Annotated in this window: 11 protein-coding genes; 3 read left to right on the forward strand and 8 right to left on the reverse strand. The window is 42.4% G+C overall.

Annotated features, from left to right (window positions below):
* Positions 1–11 precede the first annotated feature (11 nt).
* Positions 12–908: an AEC family transporter gene (locus B1K71_RS14275; protein ID WP_077328201.1), complete on the reverse strand. Its 897-nt coding sequence runs from the start codon at positions 906–908 to the stop codon at positions 12–14.
* Between the two features lie 633 nt (positions 909–1541).
* Here B1K71_RS14275 and B1K71_RS14285 point away from each other — a divergent pair.
* Positions 1542–2381: a CvfB family protein gene (locus B1K71_RS14285; RefSeq protein ID WP_077328205.1), complete on the forward strand. Its 840-nt coding sequence runs from the start codon at positions 1542–1544 to the stop codon at positions 2379–2381.
* Between the two features lie 52 nt (positions 2382–2433).
* On the opposite strand, the gene B1K71_RS14290 is transcribed toward B1K71_RS14285, so the two are convergent.
* The gene (locus B1K71_RS14290) at positions 2434–2709 is read right to left on the reverse strand and encodes a hypothetical protein (protein WP_077328207.1); all 276 of its coding nucleotides are present in this window, start codon (positions 2707–2709) and stop codon (positions 2434–2436) included.
* A gap of 105 nt (positions 2710–2814) precedes the next feature.
* Positions 2815–3042 carry a DUF2164 domain-containing protein gene (locus B1K71_RS14295; RefSeq protein ID WP_077328209.1) on the reverse strand — a complete coding sequence of 76 codons (228 nt, stop codon included), beginning with the start codon at positions 3040–3042 and terminating at the stop codon, positions 2815–2817.
* 134 nt (positions 3043–3176) lie between these two features.
* On the opposite strand from B1K71_RS14295, the gene B1K71_RS14300 reads away from it, so the two are divergent.
* Entirely contained in the window at positions 3177–4874 is a 1698-nt protein-coding gene (locus B1K71_RS14300) for a M3 family oligoendopeptidase (RefSeq protein ID WP_077328211.1), read from the forward strand.
* Positions 4875–4985: 111 nt separating this feature from the next.
* Here the strand turns inward: B1K71_RS14300 and B1K71_RS14305 are convergent, their stop codons facing one another.
* Positions 4986–5186: an alpha/beta-type small acid-soluble spore protein gene (locus B1K71_RS14305; RefSeq protein ID WP_077328213.1), complete on the reverse strand. Its 201-nt coding sequence runs from the start codon at positions 5184–5186 to the stop codon at positions 4986–4988.
* Positions 5187–5352: 166 nt separating this feature from the next.
* Between B1K71_RS14305 and B1K71_RS14310 the strand changes: the two genes are divergently transcribed.
* Entirely contained in the window at positions 5353–6138 is a 786-nt protein-coding gene (locus B1K71_RS14310) for an HAD family hydrolase (protein ID WP_077328215.1), read from the forward strand.
* A gap of 85 nt (positions 6139–6223) precedes the next feature.
* Here B1K71_RS14310 and B1K71_RS14315 read toward each other — a convergent pair whose 3' ends face one another.
* From B1K71_RS14315 to B1K71_RS14330, 4 genes are all read right to left on the reverse strand, one after another.
* Positions 6224–9634 carry a phosphodiester glycosidase family protein gene (locus tag B1K71_RS14315; RefSeq protein WP_175631920.1) on the reverse strand — a complete coding sequence of 1137 codons (3411 nt, stop codon included), beginning with the start codon at positions 9632–9634 and terminating at the stop codon, positions 6224–6226.
* 510 nt (positions 9635–10144) lie between these two features.
* Complete coding sequence (metA, locus tag B1K71_RS14320; RefSeq protein ID WP_077328219.1) at positions 10145–11053, reverse strand: homoserine O-acetyltransferase MetA; 909 nt, start codon at positions 11051–11053, stop codon at positions 10145–10147.
* 330 nt (positions 11054–11383) lie between these two features.
* Entirely contained in the window at positions 11384–12997 is a 1614-nt protein-coding gene (locus B1K71_RS14325; protein WP_077328221.1) for an FMN-binding glutamate synthase family protein, read from the reverse strand.
* Positions 12998–13139: 142 nt separating this feature from the next.
* Positions 13140–15515, reverse strand: a complete 2376-nt coding sequence (locus B1K71_RS14330; RefSeq protein WP_077328223.1) for a penicillin acylase family protein — start codon at positions 15513–15515, stop codon at positions 13140–13142.
* Between the last annotated feature and the right edge of the window lie 45 nt (positions 15516–15560).

Raw genomic sequence — 15560 nt, forward strand, 5'->3', positions numbered from 1 at the left:
CAGGGCAAACATCAGGTAATAATGTTGAGCAGGACAGTTACCGAGACAATACTTACAAGGGTTGTAACAAGGGTGATACTTGATACAAGGTCAGGTTCTGTGTCAAATTCAATCGCAAACATGGTTGTTGTTGCTGCACTTGGCATTGCGGCAACAATTACCAATATGGCAGCAATAAGCGGATCGGGATTTACCATCCAAATAAACAAAAACGCAAGCAGCGGTGATACAAGCATTCGAATTATTACCGATGATGTAATGACCTGCCAATTGAATTTCAAGGATGTAATGGAAGCAAGCTGCATGCCAAGCATAACCATCATGAGGGGTATGGCTGCATCCCCCAGCATGGATATCGTTGAAAAAACAGGTTCGGGGATTTCCCATGGAAGTGCCTGAAAAACAAATGCCAGGATGGCGGCGTAAGTTGCTGGCATTTTGAATACTGTTTTAATTGCACGTGCTACACCACTTGTTCCACGTGAGGCATAGTAAACCCCGACGACGTTCATGACAAGTGACTGGAAAATCATAAAAAACACCGCATATGGCAGTGCTCTTTCACCCAAACTGAACAGCATAACCGGCACACCATAGTTTCCCCCATTCATAAATGCTGTCGTTAAAATGGCTCCGCTTTCCACCGATTCTTCCCACTTAAAAATCCTTGTGAGCAATTTATTGATTAGAACCATCATTACCAGAAGAAACAGTGCAAAAGCAACGATTACCGTATATCCCCGATTAAAGCTGGATTCATATAAAGATGAAAAAACAAGTGCCGGTAAAAAAATATATATCGATGTCGTCGCAAGAGACTTCACGTCCAGAATACGAATCCGCTGTAACAAAAAACCCGATCCGAATACAGCCATAATCGGCAATACAACCTGAAAAAATAATTGCATTTTTCTCTCTCCAATATAAAAAATATGTCTCATCTTAAAGGATCATTATCCTTTGATAGTCTTCTATCAGTCTATCACACAGCAGACGCGTGCTCGAGTATGGTGACTTCACGCATGGAGATGATGGATGGTATGTCTCCCCCTCACCTTTTCAAAACTTGAAACCAAAAAAACTTGACATACCGGTCTTTATATGCGATTATATAATTCGGTACATTTTGAAGTAGCAAGTAAGTGGTAGTTTTGGCATTCTGCTAGTGATTTTTGTAGATGCTTATTCACACTGGCGCGGCTTCGGGGTCGCAAGGACATCAGAGCAGGTTGGGCTGATGTTGCTTAAGTTAGAAAACACCAGTGGAACAATACCGCGGCAAATGAAATCAGTGGGAAAACTTGTTTTATGCAAGCCATCGTTCCCCTATGGCAAGTTATTTTACTTAACTGCCTGCAGAAAGATTTCCATTCCCAATCGCATGCATTCAGGAATGATAGTATAAAATTGAAAACTTATGTGTTACTTTGCAAATCAAAGGGGTACTCTTTTAGTGAGGGTACCCCTTTTCCAATACATTACAACAAAAGTGTAAGCGCCTGTTTAGATACTCTTTATTTTTTAAAAAAGGATGGATTTCAATGAAACCAGGAACAATACAGACACTCGAAGTTATCCGGAAAATAGATACCGGGTACGTTTTGGAAGGTGACGTGCTGCTCCATCACAATGAAACTGAAAATGAATTGGAGCACGGGCAACAGGTTGAAGTTTTTCTGTATACGGACAAAAAAGGGAAGACTGTTGCAAGTGGAAAAGTTCCGTTTATTCAAATGGATCATTACGGATGGGCAAATGTAGTGGACGTAATTCCGGGTCTCGGTGTATTTGTTGATATTGGCACTACAAAGGAAATACTTGTTTCGATAGATGATCTGCCGTTGTTTGAGCGCGTCTGGCCAATCAACGGCGACAAGCTGTTCGTAACGCTGGGGCACGATCGGAAGGGACGCCTGCTTGCTATCCCTGGATCAGAAAATGCATTTGACCACTTATGGGAAACAGCGTCAGAGGATCTTTTGAACAAGTCGGTTAATGGTCGGATTTATCGAACCAGCAAGGAAGGTGCAGCGGTAATCACCGAAAATCACCATCGGGGCTTTATCCATCATACCGAACGCAAAACTGAACCCCGTCTTGGCGAGCTGGTCCACGGGCGTATTATTGATGTGAAAGACGATGGATCCATCAACATCTCACTCCGTCCGCTTAAAAAGGAAAGCCGGATTGAAGATGCCGATAGTATTTTAATGCACCTGGAGCAGAACGGAGGGGTCGTCCCTTTCACTGATAAAAGCGAACCGGAAGATATACGGGGAACCTTTAACATCAGCAAAGCTGCCTTCAAACGGGCACTGGGAAAACTGATGAAAGATGGAAAGATTGAACAACGTGAAGGAAATACGTATTTAAAAAAATAATGCGCCCTCCCAAAACAAAAACAAGCAACCACTAAATGGTGGTTGCTTTCTTTCAGGAGTGCTGACCGGAGTCCACAATCGAAGTGGCGACTGCAGTTACTGCTCCAGCGAACAGACATGCAATCCCCCATCCTCCAAGACCTAATCCGGATACCACAATATTTTGGGTTACTGAAATAAATAACAAAATTAATCCAATACCAAACACAATGACAGCTGGTATGTATATTGTGTATTTACTATAGGATGAAGCCTTACTGATGATGATGTTTAAAATCATTAAGACAATTAAAATTACCAGTCCAATAAGTAGGGCAGTGCCAAACATCCAATCACCTCATCTTTCTGTTCCAAACTTACTTCCAGTTTACCTAGGAACCAATACAAAGTCAATTTAATTTGACATCTGAAATCACGGAAAATATCATGGATCTTATTTCATAATACCGTACATATCATCCAATTTTTCTTCTATATACGATTTACTTTCTTCCACACCAAGATTATAAAATATCGGTCCGATTTCTTCGATAATAAAATCCGTCATCAGCATTGCCGCAAGATTCCCAATATCCTCGCCCCGTTCAGTTGCAAAATATTCCATAATTGTTTCAGCCATATTTTCTTTCGTTTCTTTCGATATATCAAATTTTGATTTCACATAAATCCCCTCCCTGACAGTTTCTGCATTTTGTTGAATATTATGTTCCTCATGATCAGCTTATAATATATTTAACAATTGGCAAAGGATTTTTTGGTTACTTGTCGAATTATACATATACGAGGAGGAATACGATGAAAACTTTTGAAAACTATACATACGAAAGACCGGACATGAAGAAAACGAAAGAATCATTCAATGATCTGTTGGATGCTTTTAAAACCGCAGATTCAATTGAAGGACAAAATAAGGCTATAAAAGCCATCAATGATTTCAGAAATGGATTATCTACACTTTCCAATCTGGTTTATATCCGTGCTTCCATTGACACGAATGACGATTTTTATCAAAACGAACGTGATTATTTTGATGAAATTGAACCGGAAATAACCGAAATGGACACTGCTTTCTATAAAGAGCTTGTACAGTCTCCTTTCCGTGATGCATTGGAGGAGCAGTGGGGACCACAGTTGTTTCAGATTGCTGATTACATGATCAAAGCATTTTCACCGGAAGTAATGGAACTGCTGCAAAAAGAGAACAAGTTATCATCCGAATACTCGAAGCTGGTTGCATCCGCGCAGGTGGAATTCAATGGCGAAACGTACACACTCGCTCAGCTTGGTCCGTTTGCACAGCATAAAGACCGCTCCGTCCGCAAAAAGGCCAGGGAAGCAAGCGCAGGCTATTTTGCCAGTCATGCAGAAAAATTTGATGACATTTACGACCAGCTCGTCAAAACGAGACATGAAATTGCCACAACACTCGGCTACAAAAATTTCGTGGAACTCGGGTATGTCCGCATGCTGCGAATTGATTACGATGCAGACATGGTAAAAGTGTTCCGTAAACAGGTACGCGAATCAATTGTCCCGCTTGTAACAAGACTTTATCAAAAACAAGCGGAACGAATTGGCGTGGACAAGCTGAAGTTTTATGATGAGGGTTTCAAGTTTCGAACCGGCAATGCAAAACCAAAAGGTAGTCCGGAATGGATTATTGAAAATGGAAAAAAGATGTACGAAGAACTTTCCGGTGAGACGAGGGAATTTTTCCAGTTTATGCTGGACCGCCACCTGATGGACCTGGAAGCGAAGAAAGGGAAAGAAGCCGGCGGTTATTGCACTTTTATTGAGGATTATCAATCACCATTCATTTTTGCCAATTTCAATGGAACTTCAGGTGATATTGATGTGTTGACCCATGAAGCAGGCCACGCATTCCAGTTCTATTCCAGCCGGAACATTGGGATTCCGGAATATTTAATGCCGACATATGAAGCTGCAGAGATCCATTCGATGAGCATGGAATTTTTTACATGGCCATGGATGGAGCTGTTTTTCAAGGAAGAAACGGATAAATATAAATATTCCCATCTTGCCGACGGATTACAGTTTTTACCATATGGTGTTGCAGTGGATGAATTCCAGCACCTTGTATATGAACATCCGGAATGGACATCGGATGAACGGAAACAGGCCTGGAAAAAGCTTGAAGAGATATATCTGCCACACCGGGATTACGATGGACACCCGTATCTGGAAGCTGGCGGATTCTGGCAGCGTCAAGGGCATATATATGATGTGCCATTTTATTATATTGACTACACACTTGCCCAAATATGTGCTTTCCAATTTTGGAAAAGATCACGTGAAGAAGGTTCAAAAGCATGGCAAGACTATCAGAATCTGTGTAAGCTTGGCGGGTCTAAATCATTCCTTGGACTGGTGGAAGCCGCAAACCTTCGTTCACCATTTGAAGAAGGAACGGTGGAGTCAGTTGTCGATTCAATCGAAAAATGGCTTGAATCAGCTGAAACAAAATTGCAATAGCACAAGAAAAAAGGCCATCGCCGATTTTTATAGCGATGGCCTGATATATTTCGCATAAAAAAAGGGTTATAAACCTCATTTATGCCTACATCCTGGTAATCCTGCACCAACCTATTTATTTCTGTTGGACATGCTTGATTCAGCGATTCTAATCATGCGTTTCACCATTTCTCCACCTACTGCACCATTATCACGTGCTGTTGTGTCCGCACCAGGCTGGACACCGAGTTCATTGGAAATTTCATTTTTTAAATTCTCGACCGAATCCCTGGCACCCGGCACCAGCAAATCGTTATTATTGTTGTCTCCCATCGCTGATCACTCCCCATGGTTTTGAAACAGATGAATATACCTGCTTCCATATTATTTTTTGATCAAATCATCCGTCTATCCTTGTTAAATAATTCATGTTTCGATACAAATGCTTAGATGAATATGCTACAATGCGATAAAGACTTATCGACAGGAGCGATGCACAATGACTTATAGAATTTTATTTTTGGATATTGACGGGACCACCTTAGGACCGGACCATACAGTACCGGAATCAACAAAACAAGCGATTAAAAAAGTAACGGAACAAGGACTCCATATATTCTTTGCTACCGGAAGGCCACTCCATGAATTGAATCAGCTTTCCAGAGAGTTGGGTGTTTACTCATACATAGGTTATAACGGTGCACATGTTGTTCATCAAGGCAAAACAATTCTAAATGCCACGCTTAACCGGGAAATTGTCCAAAAGTACTTGGATATTGCCTATGAGCATGATCATGAAGCTGTATTGTATACAAAGGAAGCCAACTGCTTCACAACCTTAACCAGAGATTTTGTTAAGCAATTTATTGATACATTTCAGCTCAAGCAAAATAAAATATTTACCTGGGAAAAAGCAGATGAAATACTTGGTGCCACATTACTGAACGTAAACCCTTCACAGGAGAACCTCTATGACTTTGACCCATCCACACACCTATCACCTGTACAGGTGGCAGGTGTTACGAATTGCTATGACATCATTCGGGACAATGTCAATAAAGGGAAAGCTGTTGAGCGAGTTTTAAAAGTATTGGACATTAAGCCGGAGGAAGCAATTGCTTTCGGTGACGGAATGAATGATAAAGAAATGCTTGCTGCTGCAGGCGAAAGTTTTGCAATGGAAAACGCTCACCCCGACCTGTTTGAATATGCCAAGCACCGGACAACATCCGTTGAGGAAGATGGCATTGCAAATGGACTGAAAAAACTGGGACTGCTTGTCTGAAGAATTATCAGGATTTTTCCAGTTACGAAAAAATCCCGTATCACGACTAGTGTGGTACGGGATTTATTTTTATGCAGAAGTTTGGTCAATTTACATTGGTCAATTCAATTTTCTGTTCCGCTTGTACGTCATTTGATTCAACGACCAAAGAAATTTCACCGGAAGATAATGCTTCAAGCGTATGGGAAGCAGTATCAAAAACTGCTGCATATTTACCGGATTTTTTTGCTTGCTCCAGTTTACTGTCCTTACCGATAAAAAGATTTCCACTGCCCTTCCAAGTAACTGTGGCAGGGTATTCCAGCGGAAATTCAAGATTTCCATGCTGATGACCTGTCGCACTGATGGTAACTGTCTCACCGACATCAACCGCATCAGGTGCATGCAGCGTAATGGACTGCAACAATGGCCGCACCTTAGCCTGTATCCATTCGGAACCATAAACATTGCTTCTATCTGATGCCTGATCTGGTCCATTTGCTTTATCAGGTACCGGGGTCGCATCCACACCAAACATTGTCCAGGCATAGAACCCGCCTTCATCAGGTGCCCCATAAGGCGCTTTTCCGGATGGTCCTACAACCATATACGGAACACCCTCCACCCGTTCAACATTTACTGTATGTGCATGACCGCTAATATAGATGGCGCCTTTCCCATCGGAATTTTTTCGAAAATTTGTGAGCCATTTCTCTATTAACGCTGCTTCTTTACTGTCCTGCAGTTGGCTGTTGTCGGTGGGAAGCGGATCCCGTGTCGGATGATGACTAAATACGACAACGTTATTAATGGCGGGATCCGTTGTTGCACCTTGAAGTGATTCTTTCAACTCAGGCAGTTGCTCAAAATCACTTGTACGGAAGCTGCCTGTTGAGGAATCAAGCAATATAAAACGTGTTCCTTCATGATCAAAGGTAAAACGATTTTCTTCAAAAACATCCAAGAAATTATTAAGTGTTCCAGGTCCGGCTATTTCATGATTGCCGGGGATGTAATAAATCGGTATGCTGTCCCCTACTTCTTCTTCAAGAAGTTGTTTGGCAAACTCAAAATCCTCCTCCCAGGCAGTGTCAACAAGATCACCATTAATGACAAGGAAATCAGGATTTTCCCGGACAATTTGTCTGAGTGATTCCCGGGCCATTTTCGCTGCCCGTCCATTTGGTGTAGCTGCAGTAAATTGACTGTCAGCAAGAACTGCAAATTTCCAGCGATCACTGTCAATCGTGCCGTTTTGTATAATGAGTGAATCAGGTTCTTCCTCACTCTGTTCAGGCATATCGACAGCGGGAGGTACTTCGACTGTCAAATTATCAAAAATCAATTGCCCTGTATATTGTTCATCGCCATTGGTTTCCACTGGATAAATCCGCCATAAATTCACAGGGTATTGAATCCCATCCGGCAACGTTGTTTCAACATACTTCCAGCCAGTCCAATTGACTTCATCCGCTAAATTTAATGTATATCGCGTATCTGAAGCATCTTCAATTACCATCCGCAGCCAAGCTCCATTACCATCACCTTTTACCCATAAGCCAATCTTCTGAACATCTCCTGGCAATTCCAGTTTGGGTGATGCTTGTAAGTAAGCTGCACGCGTTGCCGTAGTTGTCGTAAAATCATAATTTAATTTGATCCCCTTTCCTTCTTTACCAGAGGCAGGTTCAAGGGAAGCCTTGACACTAAAAGGATACTTTGCCGATTCCCAGCTTGTTAATTCTTCAAAATCCGAAACCGTCTCAGAGGAAAACCCTACTGTTGCAGGAACTTTTATTTCCATATCAAGCACTCGAATGGTGATTAGGGTTGCTGAACCATCCTTTTTTGGCACAATCTTAAAACCGCCATGCTTATTTTCCTTAATCGAAATAACGGTTTCATCATAATCAAGCTCAATATCCCTCGACTCAATCGGAGCGGAATATCCGGCTTCGTCATACCCGATAACAGTAAATGTATCTTCACTGCCCATTTCCAGACTGAGATGCGCAGTTGTGGTCTCAATCCGATCAAGCTCTCCAAGTACTGTCAGCGGCGCTGTGCCTTTAACGGATTTGACTTTTGCCCGTGCCTGTGCGGACCCTGATTTTTCTGCATAAAAAACGCCATTTTTATCAAAAGACCCGACATTCGCCGGTATTGCCTGCCAGGAAATATCATTCACTGCTACCGGAAAATAATTTTCATCATATCCAAGCCCGGTAAACGTTCGGCTTAAACCCGGAAATACCCGATTGCTGTTTTCAACATCTATTACGGTTTCAACGGTAAAGCCTGTTAGTTCACCACTGCCGGCTTTCGCGAAAATACCGATTCCATTTGGCACGTTCCGCTCTTCTCCATCAGAAGGAGAATTAACCACCCTTGCGTCTGCTTTGCCGGGTTTCCGTGCCACCATTGTGGTTGATCCCCCGCCATCAATATTTAAGGCTGTATAGGCTCCCTGTTCCTTCATAAAATGTGCTAATTCTTTATACGTCATCCCCCTGCTGTCCACTTGCCGTCCATCAATTGCAGCGAGAATCATCTTTTTTCCGTCCCGGGAAAGCCCGACAGCTGTCCGTGGAGCTGTTGTAGTATCATCCAGTCCCGCCTGAACCTGTCCATTTTCAATTAAAACTGCATTGCCACCGACCGCAAAGTCCATCATCGCCTCATCATCAGCCTTCGGTGCATATTCAACCGTAACACTGTCACCAATTGTGAGATTCCGAAGTCGATCAGCACCTTGTCCCCTGCCTGTCAGTACAATTGTACCTTCTCGAATTTCACCTTTACCTGCACTATTATCTACTGCAATTACGTTACCATTTCTAACAGTTACCTCATAAATATCAGACCCTGTTTCAGAACGTTGCGCTTTTCCCCAAAGTGGTGTATACAGGCCAATTCCACCTTCTGGAACCGTGTATTGGTTGAATGCCGCAAGCGGATAATCACCACTTGGAAGGTGTATTGTCCCATCAAGAAAAATATCTGTAATATGTCCTATTCCATGCTTGTCCACACCGACAGTCAACGTATGCGTACCCTGTGGTCCTTTTAATAGTTTGCCATCTTTAATTGCGGTCCCGAGAGGTGCATTTGTATCATTGATGTCAAAAAAGTCACCATTGACACCACCGATTGCCCCCGCCGCTGCTGCCATTTCCGACACTGGCTTCGCTTTTGAAATTTCACCAGGAAAAAGAAGATCTGTTGAGCTTTTATCATTCGTGAGGTCGACGGTCATCATTTCACCATTAATCCAGCCACGTGAATCAAACCGTTCAAACGTTGTCAATTCAATACCCGGACCAATTGTTGTTGTCTCTTTTTCGGAAACAATTGTTGCACCATCCGGACCAACAGTTATTTCCGGCTCTGTCCGATCAGAAGATGACCGCACTTCAGATGCAGGGTTGAAAGCTGCATCTGCCTGCATCGCAGGAACAAACAATACCATTGCTAAAACGAACATCTGCACACTGCGAATCCACCATTTTTGATTCATCAGAATTCCCCTCCTATAAAATGATTTGTTCAGGTATTGCCAGTGAAGATACAGGAACCTCCCTTCTTCATTTTTTTCAAGGTATGTGAAGGGCATTTTATAACCCTTATACCAAATAGTTATAAAGCGCTTTCAAAAGAGTAGTTGGGTAATTTCTGACTGAGTTGCTTAAAGGGGACAAAGATCAAATTCAGGGACTTTCTATCCAGTGCTGTTTCTGTAATCGAGTTTATCTGACAATCACTTTACCAACATCTGTATAAATTTTACAACTATAAAGAAAACGAATGCTTAAAAACAGGTAAAAGGTTGCAAGAATGGAAGTTTAACAAGCTGTAAAACATGTTACTTTTGTATGTTACGAGGAAAAATAAATGTGATTTGACCTGTGCTATTCTTACCAGGAAGTTTTTCAGTATTTTCCTAAGTAAAAAATGCGCGAAAAACTGCAATCGCTATTCTTATGCGATTGCAGTATGGTCAAATATTTTTTTAGCTGCAGCTATAAGCCTATTCCCATTCAAATGGCGTTTCCTGATACACATAGTAATTCAGCCAGTTGGAAAAAAGCAGATGACTATGTGACCTCCATACATTGGGCGGTCGTTCGTTTACGTTATTATCGGGAAAATAATTCAAAGGTTTATCGATTTCCAGTCCCCTGTCAATATCACGTTTGTATTCCTCGGCCAGTGTGGTTGCATCATACTCCAAGTGCCCTGTAATCATTACATTTTTGGCATCGTTGGACATGATGATGAACGGTGCACCTTCTTCAGAAACGGACAGCAATTTTAATTCGGGGTTCTTTTCTACTTCCTCCCCGGAAACGGTGGTATACCTGGAATGCGGTGCGAGATAAATTTCATCAAATCCGCGCACAAGTTTTATTGTCGGATCAGAAATTTGGTGTTTAAAAATACCAAAGCTTTTCTTTGGCAGCTCATATTTTTTAATTCCATAGTGATGATACAAGCACGCCTGTGCTCCCCAGCAAATATGTAATGTGGAAGTCACATTGCGTTTAGCCCAATCCATTATTTCCGTCAATTCCCCCCAGTAATTTACATCCTCAAATTCAAGATGTTCAATTGGGGCACCGGTAATGATCAACCCATCGTAACGACGTTCTTTAACATGTTCAAACGTTGTATAAAAATTTTCCAGGTGATGTCGGCTTACATGTTTTGAGCGATGGGTTTCCGTCCGCAAAAAACTGATATTAACCTGAAGCGGCGTATTCCCAAGTAACCGCAACAGCTGCAGTTCGGTTTTTTCTTTTTCCGGCATTAAATTTAGAATTAATATATTAAGAGGACGGATATCCTGTGTCCTTGCACGATCTTCGTCCATCACAAATATTTTTTCCTGTTTTAAAGCATCACTTGCAGGTAATTCTTTCGGTACATTGATTGGCAACTGATCACTCCTCCCCTTCCAGCCTCAAATGTTTGTTTCATTATAGAATTCAATTCAGGCAATTGGCAAAAAGTTGATTCCTATCTATAAACTGAATTTGGCGGATTCCCCTTCCCCCTGAAATCGTTAAAATAATATCTCTATTTAAACAAATTAACGACACTTCATCAACTATATGATACTGTTGTTTCGATAAGGAGTTCGCACACTTAGGGGGGAATTCGCATGTTTCAGTGAGGACTTCGCACATTTGGGCAGGAGTTCGCATGTTTTACAGGAAGATTTATAGAAACTTTAAAAATGACCCCAGTTGAACTGGGGCCTGATTCATTATGCATTTGCACTCCCTTTTCCATGGTCCTGTACCATTGATTCATAAATGTCGTCGAGTGACCATGTTTTGCCTTTATCATCTTTATACACGATATGTTCCTTGCTGAAATGGACCGGGGAGTTTAGCCCGGATGCCGCTGCGATACGGAACAGACCTTTTCGCATTGTAATCAGATAGTTGGCGGCGCGGTATTTTTTTTCATCAATAACAAGTGCTCGTTGCAGATCCGGGTCTGTTGTTGCGACACCGACTGGACATACATTGGAATGGCACTTAAGTGTTTGAATACACCCAACCGTAATCATAAAGCCGCGTGCTATGTTTACAAGGTCGGCACCCATTGAAAGGGCGATGGCCACCCTGTCAGGTGAAAACATCTTCCCGGATGCAAAAATTTTCACTTGATCCCGTACACCATATTTTTTCAGAGAATAGTCTACAAGCGGAAGTGCTGAACGAATCGGGAGTCCGACACTGTCTGCCAATTCCTGGTATGAGGCACCGGTTCCGCCTTCACTTCCGTCTACAGTGATAAAGTCCGGCCCTGTTCCGAGTTCCTTTATTGTTTTTGCCAATTCTTCTGCTTCCATATGACTGCCGACAACAATTTTCATTCCAACCGGCATTCCCGTATGTTCACGAATTTTTCCGATAAACCCAAATAGTGACGGAATATCATCAAATTCAGGAAAACGGTTTGGACTGTCAATTGACTCGAACGGTTCCACCATCCGGATTCTGGCAATCTCTTCGGTAACTTTTTCCCCGTCGAGATGGCCGCCGCGTGTTTTAGCCCCTTGCGCAAGCTTCACTTCGAATGCTTTTAATTGGGGGATTTTACTTTTTTCCAACAATTCATCCCAATTGAAGTTACCTTCTTTATCACGGACACCAAACATTCCGGGGCCGATTTGCATAATAACATCGACATTGCCTTTTAAATGATATTCAGAAAGTCCGCCTTCTCCTGTATTCATCCAAGCACCTTTGGCGATTCCCAGTCCCTCGGAAAGTGCTGTTATTGCCCGATCACCCAATGAGCCATAACTCATCGCAGACATACCAATCTGACCTCTTACCTTAAATGGGTATCGGCAATTCTCCCCGATGATGATGGTGTCATCCTCATCAAGCAGGTAAACAGGTGATTCATCTTCCTCCCAATCCTCGGTCCGCTGCGTAAATAACGGGTCTTTAATTAATAAGTAACGCCCGGTAGTCTGCTTGGTTTCACGATCCATTTTCAATTCTTCCGTCAGTTTCGGAAACATGGAATTCCTAACATAATAACCTTCTTCCTCAAAGTTCCGCTGCGAACCAAATCCCATGACATCCCGTTTATATTTTGCCTTTTTTACAATATGCTGATAATCATTCCTTGAAAATGGTTTTCCCTCCCGATCATTATCGAAAAAATACTGACGCATCTCCGGTCCGATTTTTTCCAGGAAATAACGAATACGACCCAATACCGGATAGTTGCGCAATACCGGATGCTGCCGCTGTGTCCGGTCTTCCACAAACAATCGAATTCCAATCGCCAGTAAAATCAATATAATTAACGCTGCCGCAATGAAGCCGATAACAATCAGGATCCCTGCTACGTCCATGTTACGATACCACCCTTTTGCAAATTATATATCGTTAGGATGTATCTTAAGATAGAATATTATCCATTTCCTGCAAAAAGAAAAAACTGCCCGGCGAAATCATTGCCTGACAGTTCGAATGTAATCTTATGTGTGGTAAAGCTTATGGCATTAATATAAGCCGGTTCCCTTTCATGCCTTTCGTTTTCGTAATATGATAATTCCCATTAACCCAGTTATCCATTTGATCGTGATACCACTTGCTTTTGAAATGCCCGGCCTGACCGGGACCAACAATATGGTATCCCTTCCACATTTGGTTCGTATCGATTACAAAACGCCATGATGCACCATGATCAACAATTCCCGTTTCCTGATTGTAACTTGCGGCCATTGGCGTAACACTGCTTCCACCAACAGGAATCGGATCCTCTCGATTGAAGAAGAATTCCAGAACCGGACTTACCGATGAAAGTGGATGATAGAACTGGACCTTATGATAATCGCCCCATTTCCAGGCCATCAGATCACTGCCATATACAGTGGTGAGTTCCTCCAACGCATTTTTCAATGATTGATGGAGCACCTTTTGCATACCGCCATTATCCTCTATCCAATCGGACTTATTCCCCCTTCGCAGTATATTATCTGTCGTCTGACCTTTTCCGCCGAACAACTCCATGATGTCTTCCGGAATGGCATCTTCATACAAAATTGTTTCTATTTCCTCCATCCAGCGATGAAATAAAAGCGGTTGCGGTGCCGCTTTATTGTCCTTGTAATTCCAGTCCTGCAATAATGTTAACGCCTGTTTTTCCGTATCAGACAGATCTTCAGCTTCAAGTACTTGTAAAAAAGCGGGAACAAACTCTTTTGCCCGTAAATTCATCTGATCCATCTGCAATGCCATCATATCGTCTGCCGTAAAATGATCACCTGATTTCAGTACTTCCGTAATTCGTTCAAACCGGTACGGCTGTGCCCAGACATTACTAATATGATATGGATAGTTAGCACCGACAATTTTATTATTTGCCGTCGCAATAAATCCTTTTTCCGGGTTAACGACTGTTGGCAGTTCATCAAATGGGATGAATCCTTTCCAGTTATTTTCCGCTTTCCACCCTTTCAGTGGAAGCAGCGCATCATTCCCATCCTCATAAACTGGTATTTTCCCGTTCGCTTTAAACGCAATCATTCCTTTTTTCGATGCGAAAACAAAATTTTGTGCGGGTGCATGAAATTTTTCCAGTGCTTTTTCGAATTCGGACCAATTAGATGCCCGGTTCATATCCAAAATGGCAGCAAGTTCTGTCGTCGGATCAAGTGCCGTCCATCTTAGTGAAAGTACCATGTCCCGGGCGCTCTTATTGGCAAATCCGGAAATAACCGGACCATGACGGGTTTCGACGACCTCATACTTAATGGTTTCACCGCCTTTTACATGAATGGGTTCCTGGATAACATTCGCCTCTTCCCATGTGCCTTCATATAAAAATTCATGTTCATTTTTCGGATTTCGTTTTTCAAGATAAAGCTGCTGCACATCGGGGCCCGTGTTGGTCACACCCCAGGCGATTTCGTCGTTATGACCAAGAATGATTCCCGGTACACCGGCAAAAATAACCCCGCTTACATTCATTTCCGGCGTTTCCAGGTGCATTTGATACCATATCGATGGCGTGGCAAACCCAAGGTGCGGATCATTTGCCAGAAGCGGCTTGCCGGATTTGGTCTTTTCGCCGCTGACAACCCAATTGTTACTGCCGTTATATGCATGCGGAATAACCGCATGTGTAAAACTTTGGGCAATATTGACCTGTGTTTCATCCATTATAGCCGGTTTGTTTTCCGGATACTTCGGAAACAATTCATATGCTTTTTCCGGAGTAAAATGGTTTAGGGCATAATAATTAAATGCCTGACGTTCCCAATGCCCGCCAAGATCAAAAGCCATGTATTTCCCAATCGTGAGTGAATCTATCGGTGTCCATTTATCCGGTTCCTTTCCGAGCAGTGTGAATTCAACAGGCAGACTGTTATTTGCTTTAGCCTGATCAATATATGCATTTACACCATCACTAAACCATTGCAATACATGCTTGCTTTCGTTGGAATACATTTTATAGGACCTTTCCGCAGCACGTCTTAAACCGAGTGTCCGGAAATACTTATCCTGTTCTATTGTTGCCTCGCCAACAACTTCACTCAATGTGCCTGAAGCCTGTCTGCGTGACAGCTCCATTTGGAACATTCTGCTTTGTGCCTGGATATATCCTTGTGCCATGTATAAATCATGAGCATTTGCTGCTTTAATATGTGGAACCCCATTTTCATCCGTTATCACGGTAACCTTATCATGAAGGGCAGACAGCTTAATCGTTCCTTCCGTCTGTGCTATTGAACGATTAATAAAAGCATTTACAAAAAATATAAGAATAGGTCCAATGATCAGGATGATTCCAAGTGTGATCAGCGTTATTTTTTTCTTATTGCGCTTTGGCCTTGGTTTAATTACCCGATTAGCCGCAGTCTCCATTGTACTTCTCCCCCCGTTTTATAGGCGCTCATGTATATTTCGGTG

The sequence above is a fragment of the Virgibacillus siamensis genome, from assembly GCF_900162695.1.
Classification (GTDB): Bacteria; Bacillota; Bacilli; order Bacillales; family Amphibacillaceae; genus Lentibacillus; species Lentibacillus siamensis_A.